Below are 18,911 nucleotides of genomic sequence, written 5' to 3'. Positions count from 1 at the left end.
ACTCATGAGTGAATCTTCTTGTGTAGTTGTCGGCCATGAGTAAGCCGGAAGAGAGGAAACAACTAATTGTAGTTGAAGATTCTGGTGTAAAAGTATAACAATACTTTTATAATAGCAATACTATTACAAATAATTATTTCACTTCGCCCGAAATGTAGAGTACCGCTTCTCCGTAGTTCACATTGGTGTTTACTACGATGGATTTGCGAAACTTGCCCATGGCCTTGGCGTTATACGTACAGGTAATGCTCGCAGATTCTCCGGGTTGAATCGGTGCTTCTGGATAATTAGTGGCTGTACAACCACAGCTGGGCTTTACTTTGGTGATGATCATGGCTTGACCCGATTCATTGGTAAAGACAAAGTCGTAGGAAACTGGCGCGTCTTGTTCGATGACGCCAAAATCATGCGAGGTGCGTTCCCAATTCATAGGGCCATCTTCAGCTTTGAGTGAAGCACCAGAAAGGCCGAGCACATTGCTCATCGCGCCGTGAGGCGCAAAAGACATGGCCATTAGGCCAAAGGTCAACGTTAGGAGTAAGAGTGAAAACTTCTTCATGTTTTTATGTTTAGAGTTCGAGTCAAAAGTATTGGGACCCGCCGTAGAGCGCTGTTAATGAGGTCCTAATAATTGTTAATGCCCTGTTAAGCCCTAAACAAAAGGCCGCAGAAGACCTTATTTTAGCGTCGTGAAAAGTCGTCAGATACAAATGGTGGTGCTCTTGGGAGCGCTTTCGATCATCGGAATCATCTCCGCTCAAGTCTATTGGGTGCAGAAGGCTTATGCCTTTGAGGAGCGTGAATTCAATCAAAAGGTGAACGAGGCGCTGACCATTGTTTCGCACCAATTGGCGGAATACAACGGGCATGTGCCCAACCGCGAGAATCCGGTCCGCCAGATGGGTCAGGATTACTTTGTAGTGAACGTACAAGACTTCATCAACGAAGAGGTCCTAGAGTATTACTTGAGCAAGGAGCTGGACTATCAGCATATTGAAATCGAATTTGAGTACGCGATTTACGACTGTGCCTCGGATCAAATGGTGGCGTGCAAACCGGAAGGAAGTGTCGCCGAAGAGCAGCCCGTCGCAACGGTAGACATGCCGAAGTCCAAAGAGTACTTGTATTATTTCGGGGTTCGCTTCCCCACCAAGAATCAGTACCTGCGCGCGAGCTTGGGGCCTTGGACCTTTACCACCCTGCTCGTCTTTATTGCTACCATCTTCTTCAGCTATTCCATTTTCATCATTCTACGCCAGCGTCGATTGAGTGAAGTTCAGCGGGACTTCATCAACAACATGACCCACGAGTTTAAGACACCGATCAGTACGATTGCTATATCGAGCCGTGTACTCAGTGAAGATGAGATCAAGGATGAGCCGGAGCGCCTGAAGAGCTATGCGAACATCATTGCCGATGAAGCGCAGCGTCTGAATACTCAGGTGGAAAAAGTCCTTCAGGTCGCCAAGAGTGAAAAGGAAGAGCTGAGCCTGCGCAAGGAGTGGTTAGACGTTCACGAAGTTTTGGAAACTGCTGTCCACAAAATAAATCTCAAGAGTTACGGGACGGATGCCAAGATTACGTCCGATCTCCGAGCTACGCGCCGGTTTATTGAGGCTGATCGAACGCATTTCATCAACGTCGTTTGGAACCTGTTGGATAACGCCGTGAAGTACAGCAAGGACCAGGTGGACATTTGTGTTCGGACTTCTGATGACGACAAACTACTCCGGGTGTCCATCAAGGATACGGGCATTGGAATGGCGCCTGATCAGCTGAACAAGATTTTCCATAAATTTTATCGGGTCCCGACCGGTAATGTACATGACGTGAAAGGGTTTGGACTTGGGCTGCACTATGTGAAGAACATTGCATCGGCCCATAAATGGAAACTGAATTGCGAAAGCACTGAAGGAGTTGGCAGTGAATTTACCTTGCTGATTCCCCACGCCAAATCAAACCTATGAGCTACTCCGGCGCACACATTCTCTACGTAGAAGATGACATCAACCTCAGCTTTGTGACCAAGGACAACTTGGAAAAGCACGGCTTTCAAGTCACGCATTGCCCCGACGGGGAGGCGGGTTTGGAGTGCTTCCAAAAAGGCGGATACGACCTTTGCTTGCTGGATGTGATGATGCCGAAAATGGATGGTTTTGCCCTGGCAGAGCAAATTCGCAAGGTCAATGAAGACATTCCGATCATTTTCTTAACGGCCAAGAGCATGAAGGAAGATCGTCTGGCCGGATTGCGAACCGGTGCAGATGATTACCTGACCAAGCCCTTTAGCATTGAAGAGCTCATCTTGAAGATTGAAATCTTCCTGCGCCGCAGTAAGTACAACGAGCCAACTGAAGCCGATCAAAAGCAATTTACCTTGGGTCGTTTTCACTTCGACTACGAAACGTACACCTTGACCGATGGGGCTGAGAAACAAAAGCTGACCCAGAAAGAAGCTCAACTTCTGCACTACTTCTGCACCAACACCAACAAGGTCCTCAAGCGCGATGAGATCTTATTGAAGATTTGGGGCGATGACGATTACTTCTTGGGGCGTTCCCTCGATGTCTTCATCTCGCGATTGCGTAAATACCTCAAGCCCGAAAAAGCCGTGAAGATCGACAACGTGCACGGCGTAGGCTTTGTCTTCAAAGTTTAACGACGCATCACCTGGATACGGGAAGCCTGAGCACCGCCTTGATAGACGGTATGCTTTGCTTTGACGTAATCTTCTCTTTCCGCCTCAAATATGTTTTCCACATATCGCTGTGGGTTCCGATCAAAGAGCGGGAACCACGTACTCTGAATCTGGACCTGGATCTTGTGTCCCTTCTTGAAGGTGTGGTTCACTCCTTGTAAGGGCAGCTGGATCTCCGTGATTCTATTCGGTGTCATGGGCTCCGGGTTTTCAAAGCTATTTCGATACCGGCCCCTCATGATTTCAGAACGGACCATCATGTGGTGGTTGGCCAAGCTGCTGCCTTCCGGCGTGTGTTCGTGGTTGGCGGAATCCCCCGGGAAAACATCGATCAATTTGACCACCCAGTCCGCGTCACTTTGTGTCGTAGAGACAAAGAGTTCGGCCAAGAGTTCGCCAGAGAGGGTTAGGTCTTCATCGAGCCGTAGGCTCTCATACACCAGCACGTCTTGACGGCGAGCGGCGAAGCGCTGGTCCTCGCACATATAAGGACGGGGCGTAAAACGCCAGGACAGGTCTGCTGCGGCGCGGTAAGGAACCGGTTTGGCCGGGTCGCTGATGAAACTGTTCTCCGTGGGCAGCTCGCCTTTTTGATTGGAAAGCACGCCGTTCGGAGCCAGCCAGAACGTCTCGGCTACAGCGTCTGTAGGTGGCCAGGTGGCAAAGGTGTCCCAGCGGCAGGTGCCCGTATTGTAAATCAGCGCCTCCGCTGGCTCGAAATCTCCTTCTTCATGGAGGTGCTTACGGAAAAATGGGGCCTCCATTGTGGCTTTAAATCCGTCGCTCAAATTTGAGCCGAAGTACATATCGCCCACGACTTGATGCTCTTTATCGCGAGACCAATCGCCATGACTCCATGGCCCCATAATGATGGAGTTGGCTTGACCCTCATCTCCGCGCAAGTTTTCTAGGGTACGATAGATGTTGAAGGGCCCGTACAGGTCCTCCGCATCAAACAATCCGCCTACGGTCAAAACCGCTACGTGATTGTCTTGAAGGTGCGGTAGAATGCTTCGAGCTTGCCAAAATTCATCGTAGTTCGGGTGGCTTTTGATCTGCTCCCAAAAGAAGTCGCCCTCAGGTTTGAAGGCCTCACGCTCCGCATAGGTTGAGTGATCCATGTAGAACTGGTAGGGGTCCTGATTGTCAGGATCCGGGAACTTATCCGTGTACCAGCTCGTGCTGGTCGTGTCGCTCTGAAAACCGAATACCGGGTTGATGGGCCAGTACAACAAGGTATAGGCCCCGCGGTGGTGAAAATCGTCGAAGTAAAAATCGCTCACCGGTGCTTGCGGGGAAACGGCCTTCACGGCCAGATGCGCGCGGACCGAAGCCGCCGCGGCATAAAAGCCAGGGTAAGAGATGCCATATACACCGACTCGGCTGTTGTGCCCTTCCAGGTTTTTGATCAGCCAGTCCACCGTGTCGTAGGTGTCGGTCCCCTCGTCTATTCCACCACCGGCGGTATCTGCGAGGAAGGGGCGCATGTTGTCCCATTCGCCATCAGACATCCATCGGCCGCGAACGTCTTGACGAACGAAGATATACCCGTCATCCATGAGGTATTTGTTGCGCGTAATGGCCACTGTTTGATCTGGTCCGTAGGGTTTGCAGCTGTAGGGTGTTCGCTGCATCAAGATGGGGTAGCTGCGGCTGCTGTCCACCGGGTAGTACACCACGGTGTAGAGCTCGATGCCATCGCGCATCGGGATGCGGTATTCGTGCTTGGTGTAGTCGGCTTCGAGACGCTCCTCGATGCTCAACTCGGCGACGGTATCGTTTGATTGGGCATCTTCCTCCATCGGCCCGTTAGGGCCAGTACAGGCAAAAAAAAGGGCCGCAAAAGCGACCCCTGTCAGTAGTTTTTTCAACATGGGGCTTCGTTTGGGAACCCCAATGTCGCAATTTTAAAGCGTTCCGCGCACTTCTTGCTCGCGCTCAATCGCTTCGAAAAGGGCCTTGAAGTTTCCTTTTCCAAAGCTCTTGGCTCCCTTGCGCTGGATGATCTCGAAGAACAAGGTTGGGCGATCGCTCACCGGCTTGGTAAAGAGCTGCAAGAGGTAGCCTTCGTCGTCGCGGTCGATCAAGATGCCGAGCTCCTTTAGCGGCTCTAGGTCCTCGTCGATCTCCCCTACGCGATCCAATACGGTATCGTAGTAGGTCGCAGGTACCCGTAAGAACTCCACTCCGCGGTCGCGCATAGCGGTTACGGTTTCAATGATGTTGTCCGTTGCCACCGCGATGTGCTGAACCCCGGCGCCGTTGTAGAAGTCCAAATACTCCTCCACTTGGGATTTCTTCTTCCCTTCAGCGGGCTCGTTGATCGGGAACTTGATGCGTCCATTTCCGTTGGTCATCACCTTACTCATCAAGGCGGTGTAGTCGGTGGAAATATCCTTGTCGTCGAAGGAAACCAATTGAGCAAAGCCCATAACCTTGGCGTAGAATTCCACCCAGGTATTCATTTCGTTCCAACCCACGTTGCCGACCATGTGGTCGATGTACTTAAGGCCTGTAGCTGGCGCCGTGTACTCCGGTTCCCAGACTTTATATCCCGGCAAGAATGGTCCGTCGTACTCGCTGCGCTCAATGAAGAGGTGTACGGTATCTCCGTAGGTGTGGATTCCGGAACGCACGACTTTACCATTGGCGTCTTCAATCACCTCGGGCTCCATGAAGCTCTTGGCTCCTCGGCTCGTAGTGGTTTCCCAGCTCTTGGTGGCATCGTCTACCCAAAGGGCCACGACCTTAACCCCATCGCCGTGTTTACTGAGGTGTTCGTTGATTAGCCCACCTTCATGCAGAGGCGTGGTCAGTACGAGACGGATTTTATCTTGTCCCAATACGTAGCTCGCACGGTCCGTAAGACCCGTTTCAAGTCCGCCATAGGCCACCGGCTGAAACCCGAAGGCGTGCTGGTAGTAATGTGCGGCTTGCTTGGCGTTTCCAACGTAGAGTTCGACGTAATCGGTTCCGTTCAAAGGCAGAAAATCTTCCGCCTCTGGGAATAGTTTTTCGAGTTGTAGAGAAGTCGTATCCGTAGACATGGTGTAGTGGTTTTTTTAGTGCTCAATCCAGGAATTCCAGTATTCCCCATCGTCCAAAGCTAAGGCATCTTTGGTGACCCACAAGGGCTTGAAGGTATCGACCATTACGGCGAGTTCTTCCGTCTCTGTTTGGCCAATGCTTCGTTCGTAGGCTCCAGGGTGCGGTCCGTGTGGGATTCCCGCTGGATGTAAGCTGATGTATCCTTTGTCAATATTGTTTCGGCTCATGAAGTCTCCATCCACATAGTACAAGACCTCATCGCTGTCGATGTTGCTGTGGTTGTACGGTGCAGGTATGGCTTCCGGGTGATAATCGTACAGGCGAGGCACAAAGCTGCACACCACAAAGGTGTTGGTCTCAAAGGTCTGATGTACGGGTGGCGGCTGGTGTACGCGTCCAGTAATCGGTTCAAAGTCGTGGATGCTGAAGGCGTAGGGGTAGTTGTACCCGTCCCAACCCACCACATCAAAAGGGTGGCTCGCGTAGGTCAGGGTGTGCAGGTGGTTTTGCTTGCGCACCTTCATCACAAATTCACCCTTTTCTTCATGCGTTTCCAGCTCTTCAGGTCGGCGAATATCGCGCTCACAGAATGGGCTGTGCTCCAACAGCTGCCCAAACCAATTCCGGTATCGCTTCGGGGTGTACATGGGACTGTGGCTCTCGACAATGAAAAGGCGGTTATCCTCGGTGTCGAAATCGATCTGGTAGATCATTCCTCGTGGAATCAAGAGATAGTCTCCGTAGCCGAACTTCAAGTTTCCCAACATGGTTCGAAGCGTTCCTGTGCCTTTGTGCACAAAGATCATCTCATCGGCGTCGGCGTTCTTGTAGAAATAATCGCGGAGCGATTCGGTCGGCGCGGCCAAGGTGATATTGACGTCTTGGTTGGTCAAAACGGTCTTTCGGCTCTTTAAAAAATCCGCCTCCGGCTTTAAATCCCAGCCCTTGAGCAGTCGGCTGTGCATGTTGTGCTTCACCGCCACTTCGGGCGTAACATCTATGGCGTCTTGAACAGAAGTCACCATGGTAGGTCGCTCAACGTGGTACATCAAGCTCGACATTCCATCGAATCCAATGGTCCCAAACAACTGCTCATAATAGAGGTTGCCGTCTGGCTTTTTAAACGTCGTATGACGCTTGTGCGGGATTTTCCCGAGTTTGTGGTAGATAGGCATTAGGTCTGTTTTTGTGTAGGTCGTTCGTCGAACTTCCGGTGAGAATGAAAGCGCCTTTCGGACTTCTGTCCCTTGCGAAGTTCTCGTTGTTTCTCTTCTGGTAGGGCTGCGATTTCAGAGCACTCATCAGAACAGCAGTGATCGTATTTTTCCGCGCACTCCTCGCATTGAATAAAGAGCAAGTTGCACATCTTATTGGCGCAGTTCACTTGCGTATCACACGGCTTGCCACATTGGTGACAGTGGGCAATGATTTCCTCGGAGATCCGCTCTCCCAGGCGGTCGTCGAAGACGAAATTCTTGCCGTGGTATTTATTGGGAAGCTCCTCAAAACGCAATTGCCGCGCGTAGTCAATGATGCCGCCGTGCAGCTGATTGACATCCTTAAACCCGTGGTGCTTCAAGAAGGCGCTGGCTTTTTCACAGCGAATTCCTCCGGTGCAGTAGAGCAATACTTTTTGGTCTTCTTTTCCTTCCAAGGCTTCCAGTACCTCCGGAAGTTCTTCGCGGAAGGTTTCCGCCTGCGGCGTGATGGCACCCTCGAAGTGTCCGACTTCGCTTTCGTAGTGATTGCGCATGTCGACTACGATGGTTCCCTCTTCCGAAAGCGCTTCGTTCCACTCCTTAGCATTCAAGTGACGGCCTACGTTGGTCACGTCGTACTCGTCATCTGCCAAACCGTCTGCTACAATTTTCTTGCGCACCTTGATGATCAGCTTCAAAAAGCTACGACCATCGTCTTCCACGGCAATTTTGAATGGAATCTCACTGAATTCAGGAATGGTGTGAAGCTCTTCCACAAAGGCGTCCCATTCGTGCTCGGGAACGTTCATCTGTGCATTGATTCCCTCTCGGGCCACGTAGATTCGTCCCAAACACTGACGCGCTGCCCACTTTTCATAAAGGGCATCGCGCATCCCTTTAGGGTCTTCGATAATCACGTATCGATAAAACGACACGGTGATGCGTTTGAAGTTCTCAGCGTCCAAACGAGCTTGAAGCTGCTCTTTACCCAGCTTGTTGAACAACCCTTTTTTTCCTGAATTCGGATCCATCGGCTTAACTCTTTCTGCTCCAGGCGCAAAATTACGGAAATCAGAGCGGGTCGTGAACTGACGGATATCATATATCTTAGCAGTTCACTACACCACACACCTCATGAGCAAGAATATTCTAGTGGTGGGCGCCGCCGGTCAGATCGGTACAGAGCTCGTCATGGAACTGCGCAAAGAATATGGCAACGAGCACGTAGTTGCCGGGGACATTCGCCCCGCTTCCGATGAAATTATGGCCTCAGGGCCATTTGCCCCCATGGACATCACCGATGCCATGCGCCTGGAAGAAATCATTGAACGCCACGAGATCGATACGGTTTTTCAAATGGCGGCCTTGTTGAGCGGTACAGCGGAGCAGAAGCCCAAGTACGGGTGGCACCTCAACATGACGGGGTTGCTCAACGTCTTGGAGCTGGCCCGTGAAGGCAAGATCAAGCATATTTACTGGCCGTCGAGCATAGCCGTATTTGGGCCGACAACTCCAAAAGAAAACACCCCTCAAGTAACGGTTTGCGAGCCGACAACCGTTTACGGTATTTCTAAACTGGCTGGTGAGCGATGGTGTGAATACTACCATAAGCGCTATGGGGTAGATGTGCGCAGTATTCGATATCCAGGCATCATCTCTTGGAAATCAAAGCCCGGTGGTGGCACTACGGACTACGCGGTTGAGATCTACTACGACGCCATCGAAAAAGGCGCCTATGAAGGCTGTTTCTTGGGGCAGGGTACTCGCTTGCCCATGATGTACATGGATGACGCCATTCGTGCGACCATCGAAATCATGAAGGCTCCTGCTGAGCAGGTCAAGATTCGCTCTAGCTATAATCTGGCGGCCATCACCTTTGCCCCAGAAGAAATTGCGGCTTCCATTCAAAAGGTGCTCCCCGACTTCAAAATGGACTACGATCCGGACTTTCGTCAGGCTATTGCCGATAGTTGGCCGTCGAGCATTGACGATAGCGAAGCTCGAGAACACTGGGGTTGGCAACACGACTATGACTTGGACAAGATGACCGAGACCATGTTGCACCGGCTCAAACAAAAATTGGGCGCCTGATTGCTCAGCACGCCCAATTCCTTCTAAAAATATCTTGTTTACAGTTCGCGAACGCCTGTATTCCACATCATAAAGCTGTACACATCGGCGTACTCCTCGATGATCTTTGAAATCGGTTTTCCCGCACCGTGCCCTGCGTCAGTCTCAATGCGAATCAAGACAGGATTGTCCCCAACATGAGCATTCTGCAAGGTCGCCGCAAACTTAAAGCTGTGCGCCGGTACTACGCGGTCATCGTGGTCTCCAGTCGTCACCAAGGTCGCGGGGTAGCTGGTTCCTTCTTCTAGATTATGCAGTGGAGAGTAGTCGATCAAGTAGTCGAACATCTCTTCACTTTCCTCGCTGGATCCGTATTCTGGAACCCATCCCCAACCCACAGTAAATTTGTGGTAGCGCAGCATATCAAGAACTCCTACTGCAGGTAAGGCAGCAGCGAAGAGTTCTGGACGCTGGGTCATGCAAGCTCCAACCAAAAGTCCTCCGTTGGAACCGCCCATAATGGCCAGGTGCTCAGAACTGGTGTAGCCTTCTTCGATGAGGTACTCTCCGGCAGCGATGAAGTCATCGAATACGTTCTGCTTCTTCATCAACATTCCTGCAGAATGCCATTCTTCACCGTATTCGCCACCACCGCGCAAGTTAGCCATGGCAAAAACACCTCCGTTCTCGAGAAGCAATAGACGTGTTGTGCTAAAGCTTGGAGTTAAGCTGATGTTGAACCCACCGTATCCGTACAGCAAGGTCGGGTTGGTTCCATCCAACTCTACGCCTTTCTTGTGCACGATAAACATGGATACTTCAGTACCGTCCTTGCTCTCGTAGAATACTTGTTTGCTTTCGTAGTCTTCTGGATTGAACTTTAGCTCGGCTTGATAGTACACTTCCGACTCCCCGGAGGCAACATCATAGGCGTAAATGGTTCCTGGGTCCGTGAAACTCGTGTAGCTGTAATAAAGGGTTTCGTAGTCCTTCAGGCCGCCAAAACCACCAGCCGATCCAGCACCAGGCAACTCAATTTCGCTTACCTCTGAACCGTCGTAGTTCATTCGGTAGATGCGAGACATTGCGTTTTCGAGGTACGAAGCGAACATGGCTCCGCCACCAGTAGACACAGAGCTCAAGTAAACCTCACGTTCAGGAACAATGGTCTCCCAGTGCTCTGAAGTTGGGTTTGCTGGGTCCACGGCTACTACTCGGCGCATGGGTGCATCGAGGTCTGTGGCGATGATGAATTTGCCGTTTTTGAAGTCAACGATATCGCTTTTGCTGCCAAAGTCATTGGTGAACGCAATGAAGCCTTCGTCGAGTTTTTCAGGATCCTGGAAGTAGACGTTTACCCCTTCAGTTCCTTGTGCTTCGTACATCACGAAGTACTCATTGTCTTCGGTCATGTAACCATAGTGGTACAAGCGCGGGTTGTCTTCGTTCTTGTAGATGAGTTTGTCCTCGCTTTGCGGAGTTCCGATCTCATGATAGTAAATCATGTGGAAATCACTGGATGCTGAAAGCTCTGTTCCTTCTGCTGGGGCAGGATAGCGCGAGTAGAAGAATCCGTTTCCGTACCAGCTAGCGCCGCTGAACTTACACCATTCCAATACGTCTTCGAGCTCGGTGTTTGTTTCAATATCCCGAATGTGAATAGAGCTCCAGTCGCTTCCCGCTTCACTGACGCTATAGGCCATGTACTTGTCGTCATCGCTAGCTCCGAGAAGCCCTACGCTGACCGTACCGTTTTCGCTCATGGCGTTGGGGTCCATGAAGACCATCTCTTCACCGTCGTCTCCTTTCTTGTAGTAGATGACGCTTTGATCTTGAAGGCCGTCGTTCTTGGTCAAGAACACGTAATCGCCCACCTTACGAGGAGCGCCAATGCGCGGATAATTGATCAGCTCGGTCATCCGTGAAACCAAGGAATCGCGGTATGGGATTTGGTCTAAATAGCCGCGGGTCACTTCATTTTGAGCGCGAACCCAAGCTTCGGTTTCCGCGCTCGTATCGTTTTCGAGCCAGTTGTAGGGGTCAGCTACTTCATTTCCGAAGTAGGTATGAACCGTATCCACGGTTGCGGTTTCCGGATAGTCCGGAGTTTCGATGGTCATAGCTGTTTCGCTTGTTTGTGGGGAAGAGCAGGAAGCGAGGACGCATCCTGCCGTGAAGGCAGAGAAAAAAATGTTCCTTTTCATGTAGTAGTGTTTAGGACGCGGAATTTACGAAATAAAAAAGCCCCTTGCGACATGCACAAGGGGCCTGGAGTATAAGGGTTAGAGGGAGCTTACTGCTTCAAAATCTGAAGGGTGATGTCTCCTACAGACAAGGTGTAGAGTCCGCGCGCCAATGAGCTCATGTCGGCACTTTCTCCATTTACTTCCATCACAGCCTGACCGTTCATGTTGTACAGAACTCCACCCGTAACCTCACGGTTGAAGTTCACTACGTCAACAACTGGGTTCGGGAAGGCAGTCAAAGCGTTTTCGCGTGCCTTATCGTCCAGTCCGATGGTTCCACCAATGGAATAAAGGGAAAGGGTTCCGCTTACTTCACTGGCCACCGCTAAGAGAGGGCTGTTGGTAGGGCTGTTCGCAGCGGAAATGAATTTTACATCTTCTGGTCCGAGATCTCCTGCGCCGCTTTGATCAGCATCCACGGTGAAGTCACGGTTGTTGAAATAGCTTACAAACGATGGGGCCATAGGGTTGCTGATGTCGTACACCATGACGCCACCCATACGCTCCAATCCTACAAAGCAGAAACGGCTTCCGTTCAAGTCCGCTACTTCGATGGCTTCGGGCTCAGCTCCTTTATCGTCTGAACGGTTCTTGAATGAATCGTTGTCGTCGTTGGTGGAGTTGAAGTTGTTCGGGTATGCGGCAAAGGTCTGCTGTCCAATTTCACTTCCGCTGTCCCAAACGAGTACACCGTTCTCATCCCAAACAGACCAGGAACGCGCTCCGTAGCAGTACAATTCATCGAAGTCACCGTCTCCGTCCAAGTCGCCTAAGGTGGTGGTGATGTTCATGCGGCCTAGGCTGTCTTCGTTTTGAAGGTCTGCCGCATTCGGAAAAGCAGTTGCGTCTAAGGTCAAATCTTCGACGCGCTCCTCCTCAGAGAATCCGTCGTAATCACGAGCGTCGCCTTCGTTAGCAGTTACAATGTAGTTGCTTCCGTTGTGCTCAAAAGCGTCCATAGCATCTGGCTGATACATACCGTAAATAGGCCAGTTCTTGAATTCCACTGCGCTGGAACGGTTCGAAGCGTCCATAACATTGTTTGGATCCATCCAATCTTTAAAGCCTAGGGCCACTATGGCTGTAATACTGTTGTTGGTCAAATCGATCTTAATCACAGCGTTGTTCTCTTGGCAAACCGCCCAAGCCGTCGTGTTGTCTGGAGATACGGCAATGTATTCTGGTTCGAGATCTTGAGAAGCCGAAGAGGGGTTTGACCCGCTGTTGAAGCTGTGCTGTCCCACGTCATTCCAGTCATTGGAAGGAAGGACCAAGAACTCAGAGGTAAGGGAGTCGGTTCCCGCAGCAGCATACCAGTCGGTATTCCCCATGTTTACTTCTGATTTACGCACCAAGGTGTGGTTTTGCGTTCCGTTCGAAACTCCCGCAACGTCGAATCCAGAACCCGGATCAAAGGTAGAGTCGTTGGCGAGGTCGTAGTAACCGATGAGGTCGATGCAGTTGGTGTCCCCTGTTGTGGCATCAATCTTAAACAAGCCACGAACGTCGTCTCCGTTAAAAGAACAGACAAATGAAGAGCCGCCCGAGAATGGATTCACAACCAAGGTATCCGCGTGCATGGTGATCATGCTGTCGGCGTCTTCATGCGCCAAAATGTACACGTCTCCCGCGTCCAACATGGTTCCTGCTGGGAAGAAGAATTCTCCCGTCCACGGGAAGTTTCCGTTGAAGTTCTCGCGAACAACGTACTGACTCAAGTCAACATCCGCTCCGGTACCGTTGTAGATCTCGAGGTACTTGTTTTGGCTAGAGCCTTCTCCATACTCAGAGAAGAAAAGATCTCCGGCCATCGCTGGGCCCTCACCGAAGATGCGGACACCTTGTGTGCGTAATTGGTCTTCTTGGCCGTCCCATTGAGTAAAGTCCAACTCAGTAACATCTGCTTGTGAGACGCCCATTACCCCTCCACTAACGTCGATGATGCTAATGGATCCACGTGGGTCAATGGTGTATTCGTCATTGGGTTCCCCTTCGTTGGCAACCAGCACCTTTTGCCCGTCTGGTGTGAAGGTGACCATGTCAGGTAAGTACCCCACTTCGACGTCCGCCACGTAGTTTCCGTTCACGTCGAAAAAGACGGCATGACCGCGGACGTCAACATCGTCTGCTTCAACGGCGGCAACAATGTAGCCTCCGTAATAAGAAACAGAGTTGGCTCCGGCACCCCATTGAGACACGTCAATAGTGCTGGTCTTGGTAATGTTGGTGGCATTTGAAATATCAAATACGTCGATTCCGTCTACGTCCGCATTGATGCAGAAGATCTGCTGAGTTACGGGGTCATGGGCTAGAATTTCCATGGCTCCTTCGTCAAAGGTTCCCGATTCGTACGTAGAGAGAAGAGATAGATCAACGAGGTTCTGGCCGATGGCCGCAGAACCCATGATCATTGCAGTTAAAAAAGTGTAGAAGTTTTTCATGTCAAGAAATTTTGAACAAAATTCCCCAACGTGAACCGCAAAGAAGTTAACTCCCTTTTGGCCTTCGATTAACCCTTTGTAAAAATTATTAAGAAATCATTACATCGCTTCCCGAAGGAAACTTGTCACCGGCATCATGGTTTCGAAGTACTGCTCCACCACGTCCATAAAGTCGTCTTGAATGCAGGATTCGGCAGGTAGCTCCCCCATAAAATAGAGCTGCTTCTTGTACAGCAAGGGCTTTCCATTGTCCGCCGCAATGCCCAATTCTTTGGGAAGGCGTTTGTGCTCAGCGCCCTGCGGCTCTCCAAAGCGTTTAGAAAACGAAGGCTCAGTTATGATCCGGTTGAAGTGCTCGTAGTTGTGAAGCAATGCATTTCGAAGATTAGCCAGCTCTGCATTTGGAATGTCATACGCGCCTCCTCCCATCATGACCTTATCCGGGCCGAGATAAATGTAAAACCCGGGGGAAGTCCGGTCCTTCCGACCATAGGGAGATATGATCGCGGTCCGATTCATTTTGTACGGCGTCTTATCCTTGCTGAATCGGATGTCCCTATTGATCCGAAATATCGCGTCTTTAGGCTCCAGCCCTAGGGCATCATCGTACTTTCGACCGCGTTCAATCACCTCAGCAATGAAGTTTTCAAACGGTTTCTTTACGTTATTTTCGTAACGTTTGCGGTTCGCATCAAACCACTCCTTGTGGTTGTTGTTGGCCAGTTCGCGGAAAAAATCGAGGAAGTCAGACGAGAGATGAGCCATAGCCGTTTCAATTACATGTGTCAATTTAAGCAAATCGTGCTCGTATTGTTCGTTTCGATTGGCCTGTTCGCACATGGGCAGACGCCTATTCAAACGACCAAAACGGCCTTTTCTGTAGACCTCATCGATGAGCTCCCTGAAGCTTTGGCCTTTGATCCGGTGGACTCCCTTTGGTACTTCGGCATGGTTAAAACGGGAAGGGTGTACCGCTACAACCCCGCTACCGGAAAGAAGAGTGTTTTCCTCGGGGAGGATCAGGACCGCCGGGCCGGTGTTTTTTCCCTGGAAATTGATGCAGAGCGCCGAGTCCTATATGTGCTTTCCAGCCCGATTCCCGCCTTTCACGGTGACGGCCCCCGCCCGTGCACCATATATGAATACCACTTGCGGACGGGCGTTCTGCTCCAGCGCAATGATTTCTACGACCCGGACGAGCGGCGCTTACTGGGCGATATGGAACGCTACGGAGACGGAACGCTCTTCATCAGCGACAGCTACTACCCCGCCATACTGAAGCGAACGCCGGATAACCAGCTCGAAGAGTTTCTATTTCGGCCCGACCTTTTCCGAAGCCTCCAAGGCCTCGCGCTCGACGATTCTACGGGAATCCTCTACGCCGCGGACTACAGTAAGGGCCTATTTGCCATTGACATCTTTACGGGCGAGATCCTGGCCGACACCGCGAGCTTCGGCGAATTTTCCCTTCGCGGCATTGACGGGCTGGCCCTCTATGTGGCTCCCGATGGCCGCCGTAACCTCTATGCAGTTCAGAACGGCACGCAGCCGAAGCGGCTGATTGGAGTGGGCCTACGGCCCGATGGTCGAGACTTCACCCATTTCGGCATCATCGATGAAGATTCATTTCCCATCGGCGAACCAACCAATGGAGTCTTTGTCGGCCCGAAGTTCTACTTCATCGCGAATTCACCATGGCCCTACTTCGATCAAGACGGAGCACCACTGGATCATGAGGTATGGCAAGAAAAGCTCGAAGTGCGAACTCTAGAAATCAAGCCATGAACCCATCAGAATACCTCGCACCTCTTGAAGAAGCCTTGCGCAAAATGGGAAACCCGGAACGGGGCGCCCAAATGCAGGCCTATATGCGCGACCTGTACCCCTATTACGGCATCCAGGCGAAACCTAGGGCAGACCTTCTAAAGGAATATTTGCAAACAGCGGGCTTTCCCGAAAACGTAGAATCTGTGGTTGAAGAGTGCTGGGAACGCGACGAACGCGAATGGCAATACATAGGGCTCGAGCTCGCGGATCGTGCCCATCGTAAGAAGATGCTCGAGGTGCCCATGGAGCTCTTTCGCTTTATGATCATCAGCAAGCCCTGGTGGGATACGGTAGACAGTGTGGCCTCGAATGCCGTTGGACGAGAAATGAAAAAAGCAGAGGATTTCAGGCCGACGATGGAAGATTGGCTGTACAGTGGAAATCTTTGGTTGCAGCGAAGCACCCTCATTTTTCAACTGAAGTATAAATCCGATACAGATATCGAGTGGTTACATCAATCGATTTCCGAACTTAAAGGCAACAAAGACTTCTTTATCCAGAAAGCCATTGGCTGGGCCTTAAGGCAATATGCCCGAATCGATGCGGAGTGGGTGCGCCGCGAGGTCACTCAACAGAATCTGGATGGTATTGCCCGGCGTGAAGCCCTCAAACATATTGGCGCATGAAAACATATCTCTGTCTTTTAACATTGGCCATCGGAAGCCTTCTGCACGCGCAGGAGAGCGATACCCTTGTCGCTCGTGAGCTTTCCTTTGTTACTCAGAACGCGCAGTTTGACGGGAAGGAAGAGCTGGCTTTGAAGGTGGTCATCCCCCTAGCGACCTTCGAATCCATCGAGCGCTATTTTAAGAAGCATATTGATGACTACACCAAGTCCAAAGTTGAACACAATGCCGGAACGTATCGAGTAGAGCCCATGAATTGGCCTCAGATCTGCGATTCTGGAGCTACCTACTTCGGACATTTTGAAGATTCCCCGTACGGCCTTGTTTGGATCTCTGCGGTGGAGTGCCGCGATCGCTTTATTCAGCCCAATGATGCCAAGGCTTGGCAGGACATGAATCGCATGGCCAAAAACTTCGCCTACCAAGTGTATGACCGCGCTTTTGAACAAGAAGTTGAAGCCCAAGAAAAGCGGGTAAAGGATCGTGAAAAGGTCATCAAGGGTCTGGAAAACGAGCGATCTAGGGCCGTCAAGAGCATCGAAAACAACAAGAACCACATCAAGAACCTGGAGACGGAAATCCACGACTACGACTCAGAGCTCGAAGCGCTGAATACCGGCATTGCCAAGATCAGATCGGAGCGAGTGGCTATGACAGAAAAAGAGGACATCAAGGCCAGCAAAGCGCGGGAAAAGGAAATGAACAAGAAACGAGACAAAGCACGCAAACAGCAAGCCAAGCGGAACAATCAAATCCTGGATTTGAACGAAGCCATAAGCCACTCCGAACAGCGCATTGCAGATATCGATGTCGAGGTTCCCGACGCATCCATGATCTTAAACAGCGAACAAAATGAGCTCGTTCGCCTTCGTGCCGAGCACGACAAAATTAAGAAGTGGGCAAAGTCCTAAGACTTTACTCTTAACGGCCGAAAAGGATTTCCTCTTCCGGTAATTTCGCCTCTCTCGGATACGTATTGTTGCTCCGGTCTTGGTCCACGGTAAACTGACGTGGGTCAATGGTCACCTTTACGATTTCTCTTCCATTCAACGGAACCTGAAAGGCATAACTTGGGAAGGTCCAGGGCCATGGCGTGTGGGCGGACTCATCGTCCCGTAGGGACCGCTCTCCCCACATCATCTGAATAGGCACGTAATGCTCTTCTTTACTGCTGTCGTTGAATTCGACAAGCAGGTCCAAAGGCATGGGCGTAGTTCCGAGGTTTTGCAGAAATACCGTTGCGGTGTCTCCTGGGGCCTCCACTCTGCTTACGGCGTAATCCAAATCGCGGTTGAGCTGAGTCCAGTACTGGAAGAACCAGTCCAGCTCGAGGTCCGAGGTGCGCTCCATCACCCGCTTGAAGTCCGTGGGCGTAGGGTGTTTAAACCCCCACTCTTCGAAGTACGTCCGCATCCCTTTCAAAAAGGTCTCTTCGCCCATGATGTACTCGAGTTGAGCGCAAACCAAAGCTCCTTGCGTATAGGCCGCCACCCCATAACTTCCGTTTCTGGTGTAGTGGTCTGAGTGGGTCGTCAGCGGCTCCACAAAGTCCAAGTCGCGGGCGCGCAGGTAGCGGTTAAAATCATCGAGGTGGGGGTTGTCTTCTCCTCGCTCCCAGATTTCATTGAGGACCCGATTCTGAGCATAGGAGGTAAAGCCTTCGTCCATCCATGGGTAGAGTGTTTCGTTTGTTGCCAATACTCCTTGGTACCAGTTGTGCAGCATTTCGTGCACGGTGACGCTCACCAAAGCGGGGAAGGATATTTCGCCCGTAATCAAGGTGGCCATGGGGTATTCCATACCTCCATCCCCTCCTTGAATGGTGCTGAACTGCTTATACGGGTATACCCCAAAATCGCGGTTCATGATCTCCATGCATTGAATGGCCTTCTCTGGAAGAGCTTCCCAATTTGCGATGGTTGCAGAGTCTGTCGTTTGATAATAGAAGTGCATGTCCACGTCATTCGGACCTTTGAAAGTGGTGTGGCGATAATCAGGATCCGCCGCCCAAACAAAGTCGTGTACGTCTGGTGCTTTGAAGTGCCATGTTTTCTGATCACCCTCCAGTTTGGGGGCTCCTTGAAGATATCCGGTACCTCCAACGACATAGCTGGAATCAATTTGAATCTTCACGTCAAAAGACCCCCAAACACCGTGAAACTCTCTTCCGATATACGGGTTCGCGTGCCAGCCTTCGTGGTCAAATTCACACATTTTCGGGTACCATTGCGCCATGGAGTAGTCGATTCCTTCCTTGTTGTCGCGCCCGCTGCGACGAATCTGAACGGGAACTTGGCTTTTGAAGCTCATCTCGAAAGTGGCTCTTTTTCCTGGTTTAATCGGCTCAGGAAGTTGAACTTCTAAGATGCTTCCAGAGACGGTGAAGGGCGCTTTTTTTCCGTTTTGAGTCAGAGACTGTACGATGTGAAATCCTGTTTCGGTCGTCTCCAAGTTGAAAATTCGATCCTGGATGCGTCGATCTGGGTCGTCGATGGTTCGCGAGCGAATATCCATCATGCTGCCCGGCTGAAAAGCATTGAAAAAGAGGTGGTAAAACACCTTATCTAAGGTCTCGTTCGAATTGTTGGTGTAGACCAGTTTTTGGGTGCCCTCAAATTGATGGTTTTCCACATTCATGCGGATGTCCATTTCATAATCGGCCTGTTGTTGCCAATAGTCTTGTGCAAAGGAAGACGTTGTGGTGCCTAAAAAGAGAAGAAGCAGGAGTAATCCTGAGCGGTACTGATTCATGGGGT

General features: G+C 51.0%; 15 protein-coding genes. 6 read left to right on the top strand and 9 right to left on the bottom strand.

The genetic code is table 11. From position 1 onward, the window contains the following. Window positions 1–133 precede the first annotated feature (133 nt). A complete protein-coding gene (locus HZ996_03555; protein ID QTN38252.1) occupies window positions 134–559 on the bottom strand; it encodes a DUF1573 domain-containing protein in 426 nt (141 codons plus the stop codon). 130 nt (window positions 560–689) lie between these two features. On the opposite strand from HZ996_03555, the gene HZ996_03550 reads away from it, so the two are divergent. Further along, window positions 690–1,967: a HAMP domain-containing histidine kinase gene (locus HZ996_03550; GenBank protein ID QTN38251.1), complete on the top strand. Its 1,278-nt coding sequence runs from the start codon at window positions 690–692 to the stop codon at window positions 1,965–1,967. After that, on the top strand, window positions 1,964–2,659 hold the full coding sequence (locus tag HZ996_03545) for a response regulator transcription factor (protein ID QTN38250.1): 696 nt from the start codon (window positions 1,964–1,966) through the stop codon (window positions 2,657–2,659). Before HZ996_03550 ends, HZ996_03545 begins: the two co-directional genes overlap by 4 nt. Here the strand turns inward: HZ996_03545 and HZ996_03540 are convergent. The 4 genes from HZ996_03540 to HZ996_03525 all read right to left on the bottom strand — a co-directional run bounded on the left by HZ996_03540 (window position 2,656) and on the right by HZ996_03525 (window position 7,976). Then, complete coding sequence (locus HZ996_03540) at window positions 2,656–4,500, bottom strand: CocE/NonD family hydrolase (protein ID QTN39995.1); 1,845 nt, start codon at window positions 4,498–4,500, stop codon at window positions 2,656–2,658. The two genes, HZ996_03545 and HZ996_03540, sit on opposite strands and share 4 nt — an antisense overlap. Before the next feature lie 105 nt (window positions 4,501–4,605). Next, window positions 4,606–5,745 (bottom strand): 4-hydroxyphenylpyruvate dioxygenase, encoded by a 1,140-nt coding sequence (gene hppD, locus HZ996_03535; GenBank protein ID QTN38249.1) that lies wholly within the window; start codon window positions 5,743–5,745, stop codon window positions 4,606–4,608. 15 nt (window positions 5,746–5,760) lie between these two features. After that, complete coding sequence (locus tag HZ996_03530) at window positions 5,761–6,921, bottom strand: homogentisate 1,2-dioxygenase (GenBank protein ID QTN38248.1); 1,161 nt, start codon at window positions 6,919–6,921, stop codon at window positions 5,761–5,763. Next, window positions 6,921–7,976, bottom strand: coding sequence for a rhodanese-related sulfurtransferase (locus HZ996_03525; protein ID QTN38247.1), 1,056 nt, complete (start codon window positions 7,974–7,976; stop codon window positions 6,921–6,923). Before HZ996_03525 ends, HZ996_03530 begins: the two co-directional genes overlap by 1 nt. Window positions 7,977–8,079: 103 nt before the next feature. Between HZ996_03525 and HZ996_03520 the strand changes: the two genes are divergently transcribed. After that, window positions 8,080–9,036, top strand: a complete 957-nt coding sequence (locus HZ996_03520) for an NAD-dependent epimerase/dehydratase family protein (protein ID QTN38246.1) — start codon at window positions 8,080–8,082, stop codon at window positions 9,034–9,036. 38 nt (window positions 9,037–9,074) lie between these two features. Here HZ996_03520 and HZ996_03515 read toward each other — a convergent pair whose 3' ends face one another. The 3 genes from HZ996_03515 to HZ996_03505 form a co-directional block, all read right to left on the bottom strand. Further along, on the bottom strand, window positions 9,075–11,219 hold the full coding sequence (locus HZ996_03515) for a S9 family peptidase (protein ID QTN38245.1): 2,145 nt from the start codon (window positions 11,217–11,219) through the stop codon (window positions 9,075–9,077). A gap of 89 nt (window positions 11,220–11,308) precedes the next feature. After that, a complete protein-coding gene (locus tag HZ996_03510; GenBank protein ID QTN38244.1) occupies window positions 11,309–13,702 on the bottom strand; it encodes a choice-of-anchor I family protein in 2,394 nt (797 codons plus the stop codon). A gap of 99 nt (window positions 13,703–13,801) precedes the next feature. After that, complete coding sequence (locus HZ996_03505) at window positions 13,802–14,467, bottom strand: DUF2461 domain-containing protein (protein ID QTN38243.1); 666 nt, start codon at window positions 14,465–14,467, stop codon at window positions 13,802–13,804. A 36-nt stretch (window positions 14,468–14,503) separates the two neighbouring features. Between HZ996_03505 and HZ996_03500 the strand changes: the two genes are divergently transcribed. The 3 genes from HZ996_03500 to HZ996_03490 are packed head-to-tail and all read left to right on the top strand — an operon-like array spanning window position 14,504 to window position 17,066. Further along, window positions 14,504–15,487 carry a hypothetical protein gene (locus tag HZ996_03500; protein QTN38242.1) on the top strand — a complete coding sequence of 328 codons (984 nt, stop codon included), beginning with the start codon at window positions 14,504–14,506 and terminating at the stop codon, window positions 15,485–15,487. Continuing rightward, complete coding sequence (locus tag HZ996_03495; protein ID QTN38241.1) at window positions 15,484–16,155, top strand: DNA alkylation repair protein; 672 nt, start codon at window positions 15,484–15,486, stop codon at window positions 16,153–16,155. The genes HZ996_03500 and HZ996_03495 overlap by 4 nt, the downstream gene beginning before the upstream one ends. Beyond that, window positions 16,152–17,066, top strand: a complete 915-nt coding sequence (locus tag HZ996_03490; protein QTN38240.1) for a hypothetical protein — start codon at window positions 16,152–16,154, stop codon at window positions 17,064–17,066. The genes HZ996_03495 and HZ996_03490 overlap by 4 nt, the downstream gene beginning before the upstream one ends. Before the next feature lie 10 nt (window positions 17,067–17,076). Here HZ996_03490 and HZ996_03485 read toward each other — a convergent pair whose 3' ends face one another. Next, a complete protein-coding gene (locus HZ996_03485; GenBank protein QTN38239.1) occupies window positions 17,077–18,906 on the bottom strand; it encodes a M1 family metallopeptidase in 1,830 nt (609 codons plus the stop codon). Window positions 18,907–18,911: the final 5 nt, after the last annotated feature.

It is taken from the genome of Cryomorphaceae bacterium (genome assembly GCA_017798125.1).
GTDB lineage: Bacteria > Bacteroidota > Bacteroidia > Flavobacteriales > ECT2AJA-044 > ECT2AJA-044.
Note: the sequence above shows the minus strand (reverse complement) of the source record. Positions and strands in the feature narration are given on the sequence as shown.

Coding starts and splice junctions, on each gene's coding strand:
- HZ996_03555 (QTN38252.1), bottom strand. CDS start 559: ATGAAGAAGTTTTCACTCTTACTCCTAACGTTGACCTTTGGCCTAATG.
- HZ996_03545 (QTN38250.1), top strand. CDS start 1,964: ATGAGCTACTCCGGCGCACACATTCTCTACGTAGAAGATGACATCAAC.
- HZ996_03540 (QTN39995.1), bottom strand. CDS start 4,500: ATGGAGGAAGATGCCCAATCAAACGATACCGTCGCCGAGTTGAGCATC.
- hppD (QTN38249.1), bottom strand. CDS start 5,745: ATGTCTACGGATACGACTTCTCTACAACTCGAAAAACTATTCCCAGAG.
- HZ996_03530 (QTN38248.1), bottom strand. CDS start 6,921: ATGCCTATCTACCACAAACTCGGGAAAATCCCGCACAAGCGTCATACG.
- HZ996_03525 (QTN38247.1), bottom strand. CDS start 7,976: ATGGATCCGAATTCAGGAAAAAAAGGGTTGTTCAACAAGCTGGGTAAA.
- HZ996_03520 (QTN38246.1), top strand. CDS start 8,080: ATGAGCAAGAATATTCTAGTGGTGGGCGCCGCCGGTCAGATCGGTACA.
- HZ996_03515 (QTN38245.1), bottom strand. CDS start 11,219: ATGAAAAGGAACATTTTTTTCTCTGCCTTCACGGCAGGATGCGTCCTC.
- HZ996_03510 (QTN38244.1), bottom strand. CDS start 13,702: ATGAAAAACTTCTACACTTTTTTAACTGCAATGATCATGGGTTCTGCG.
- HZ996_03505 (QTN38243.1), bottom strand. CDS start 14,467: ATGGCTCATCTCTCGTCTGACTTCCTCGATTTTTTCCGCGAACTGGCC.
- HZ996_03495 (QTN38241.1), top strand. CDS start 15,484: ATGAACCCATCAGAATACCTCGCACCTCTTGAAGAAGCCTTGCGCAAA.
- HZ996_03490 (QTN38240.1), top strand. CDS start 16,152: ATGAAAACATATCTCTGTCTTTTAACATTGGCCATCGGAAGCCTTCTG.
- HZ996_03485 (QTN38239.1), bottom strand. CDS start 18,906: ATGAATCAGTACCGCTCAGGATTACTCCTGCTTCTTCTCTTTTTAGGC.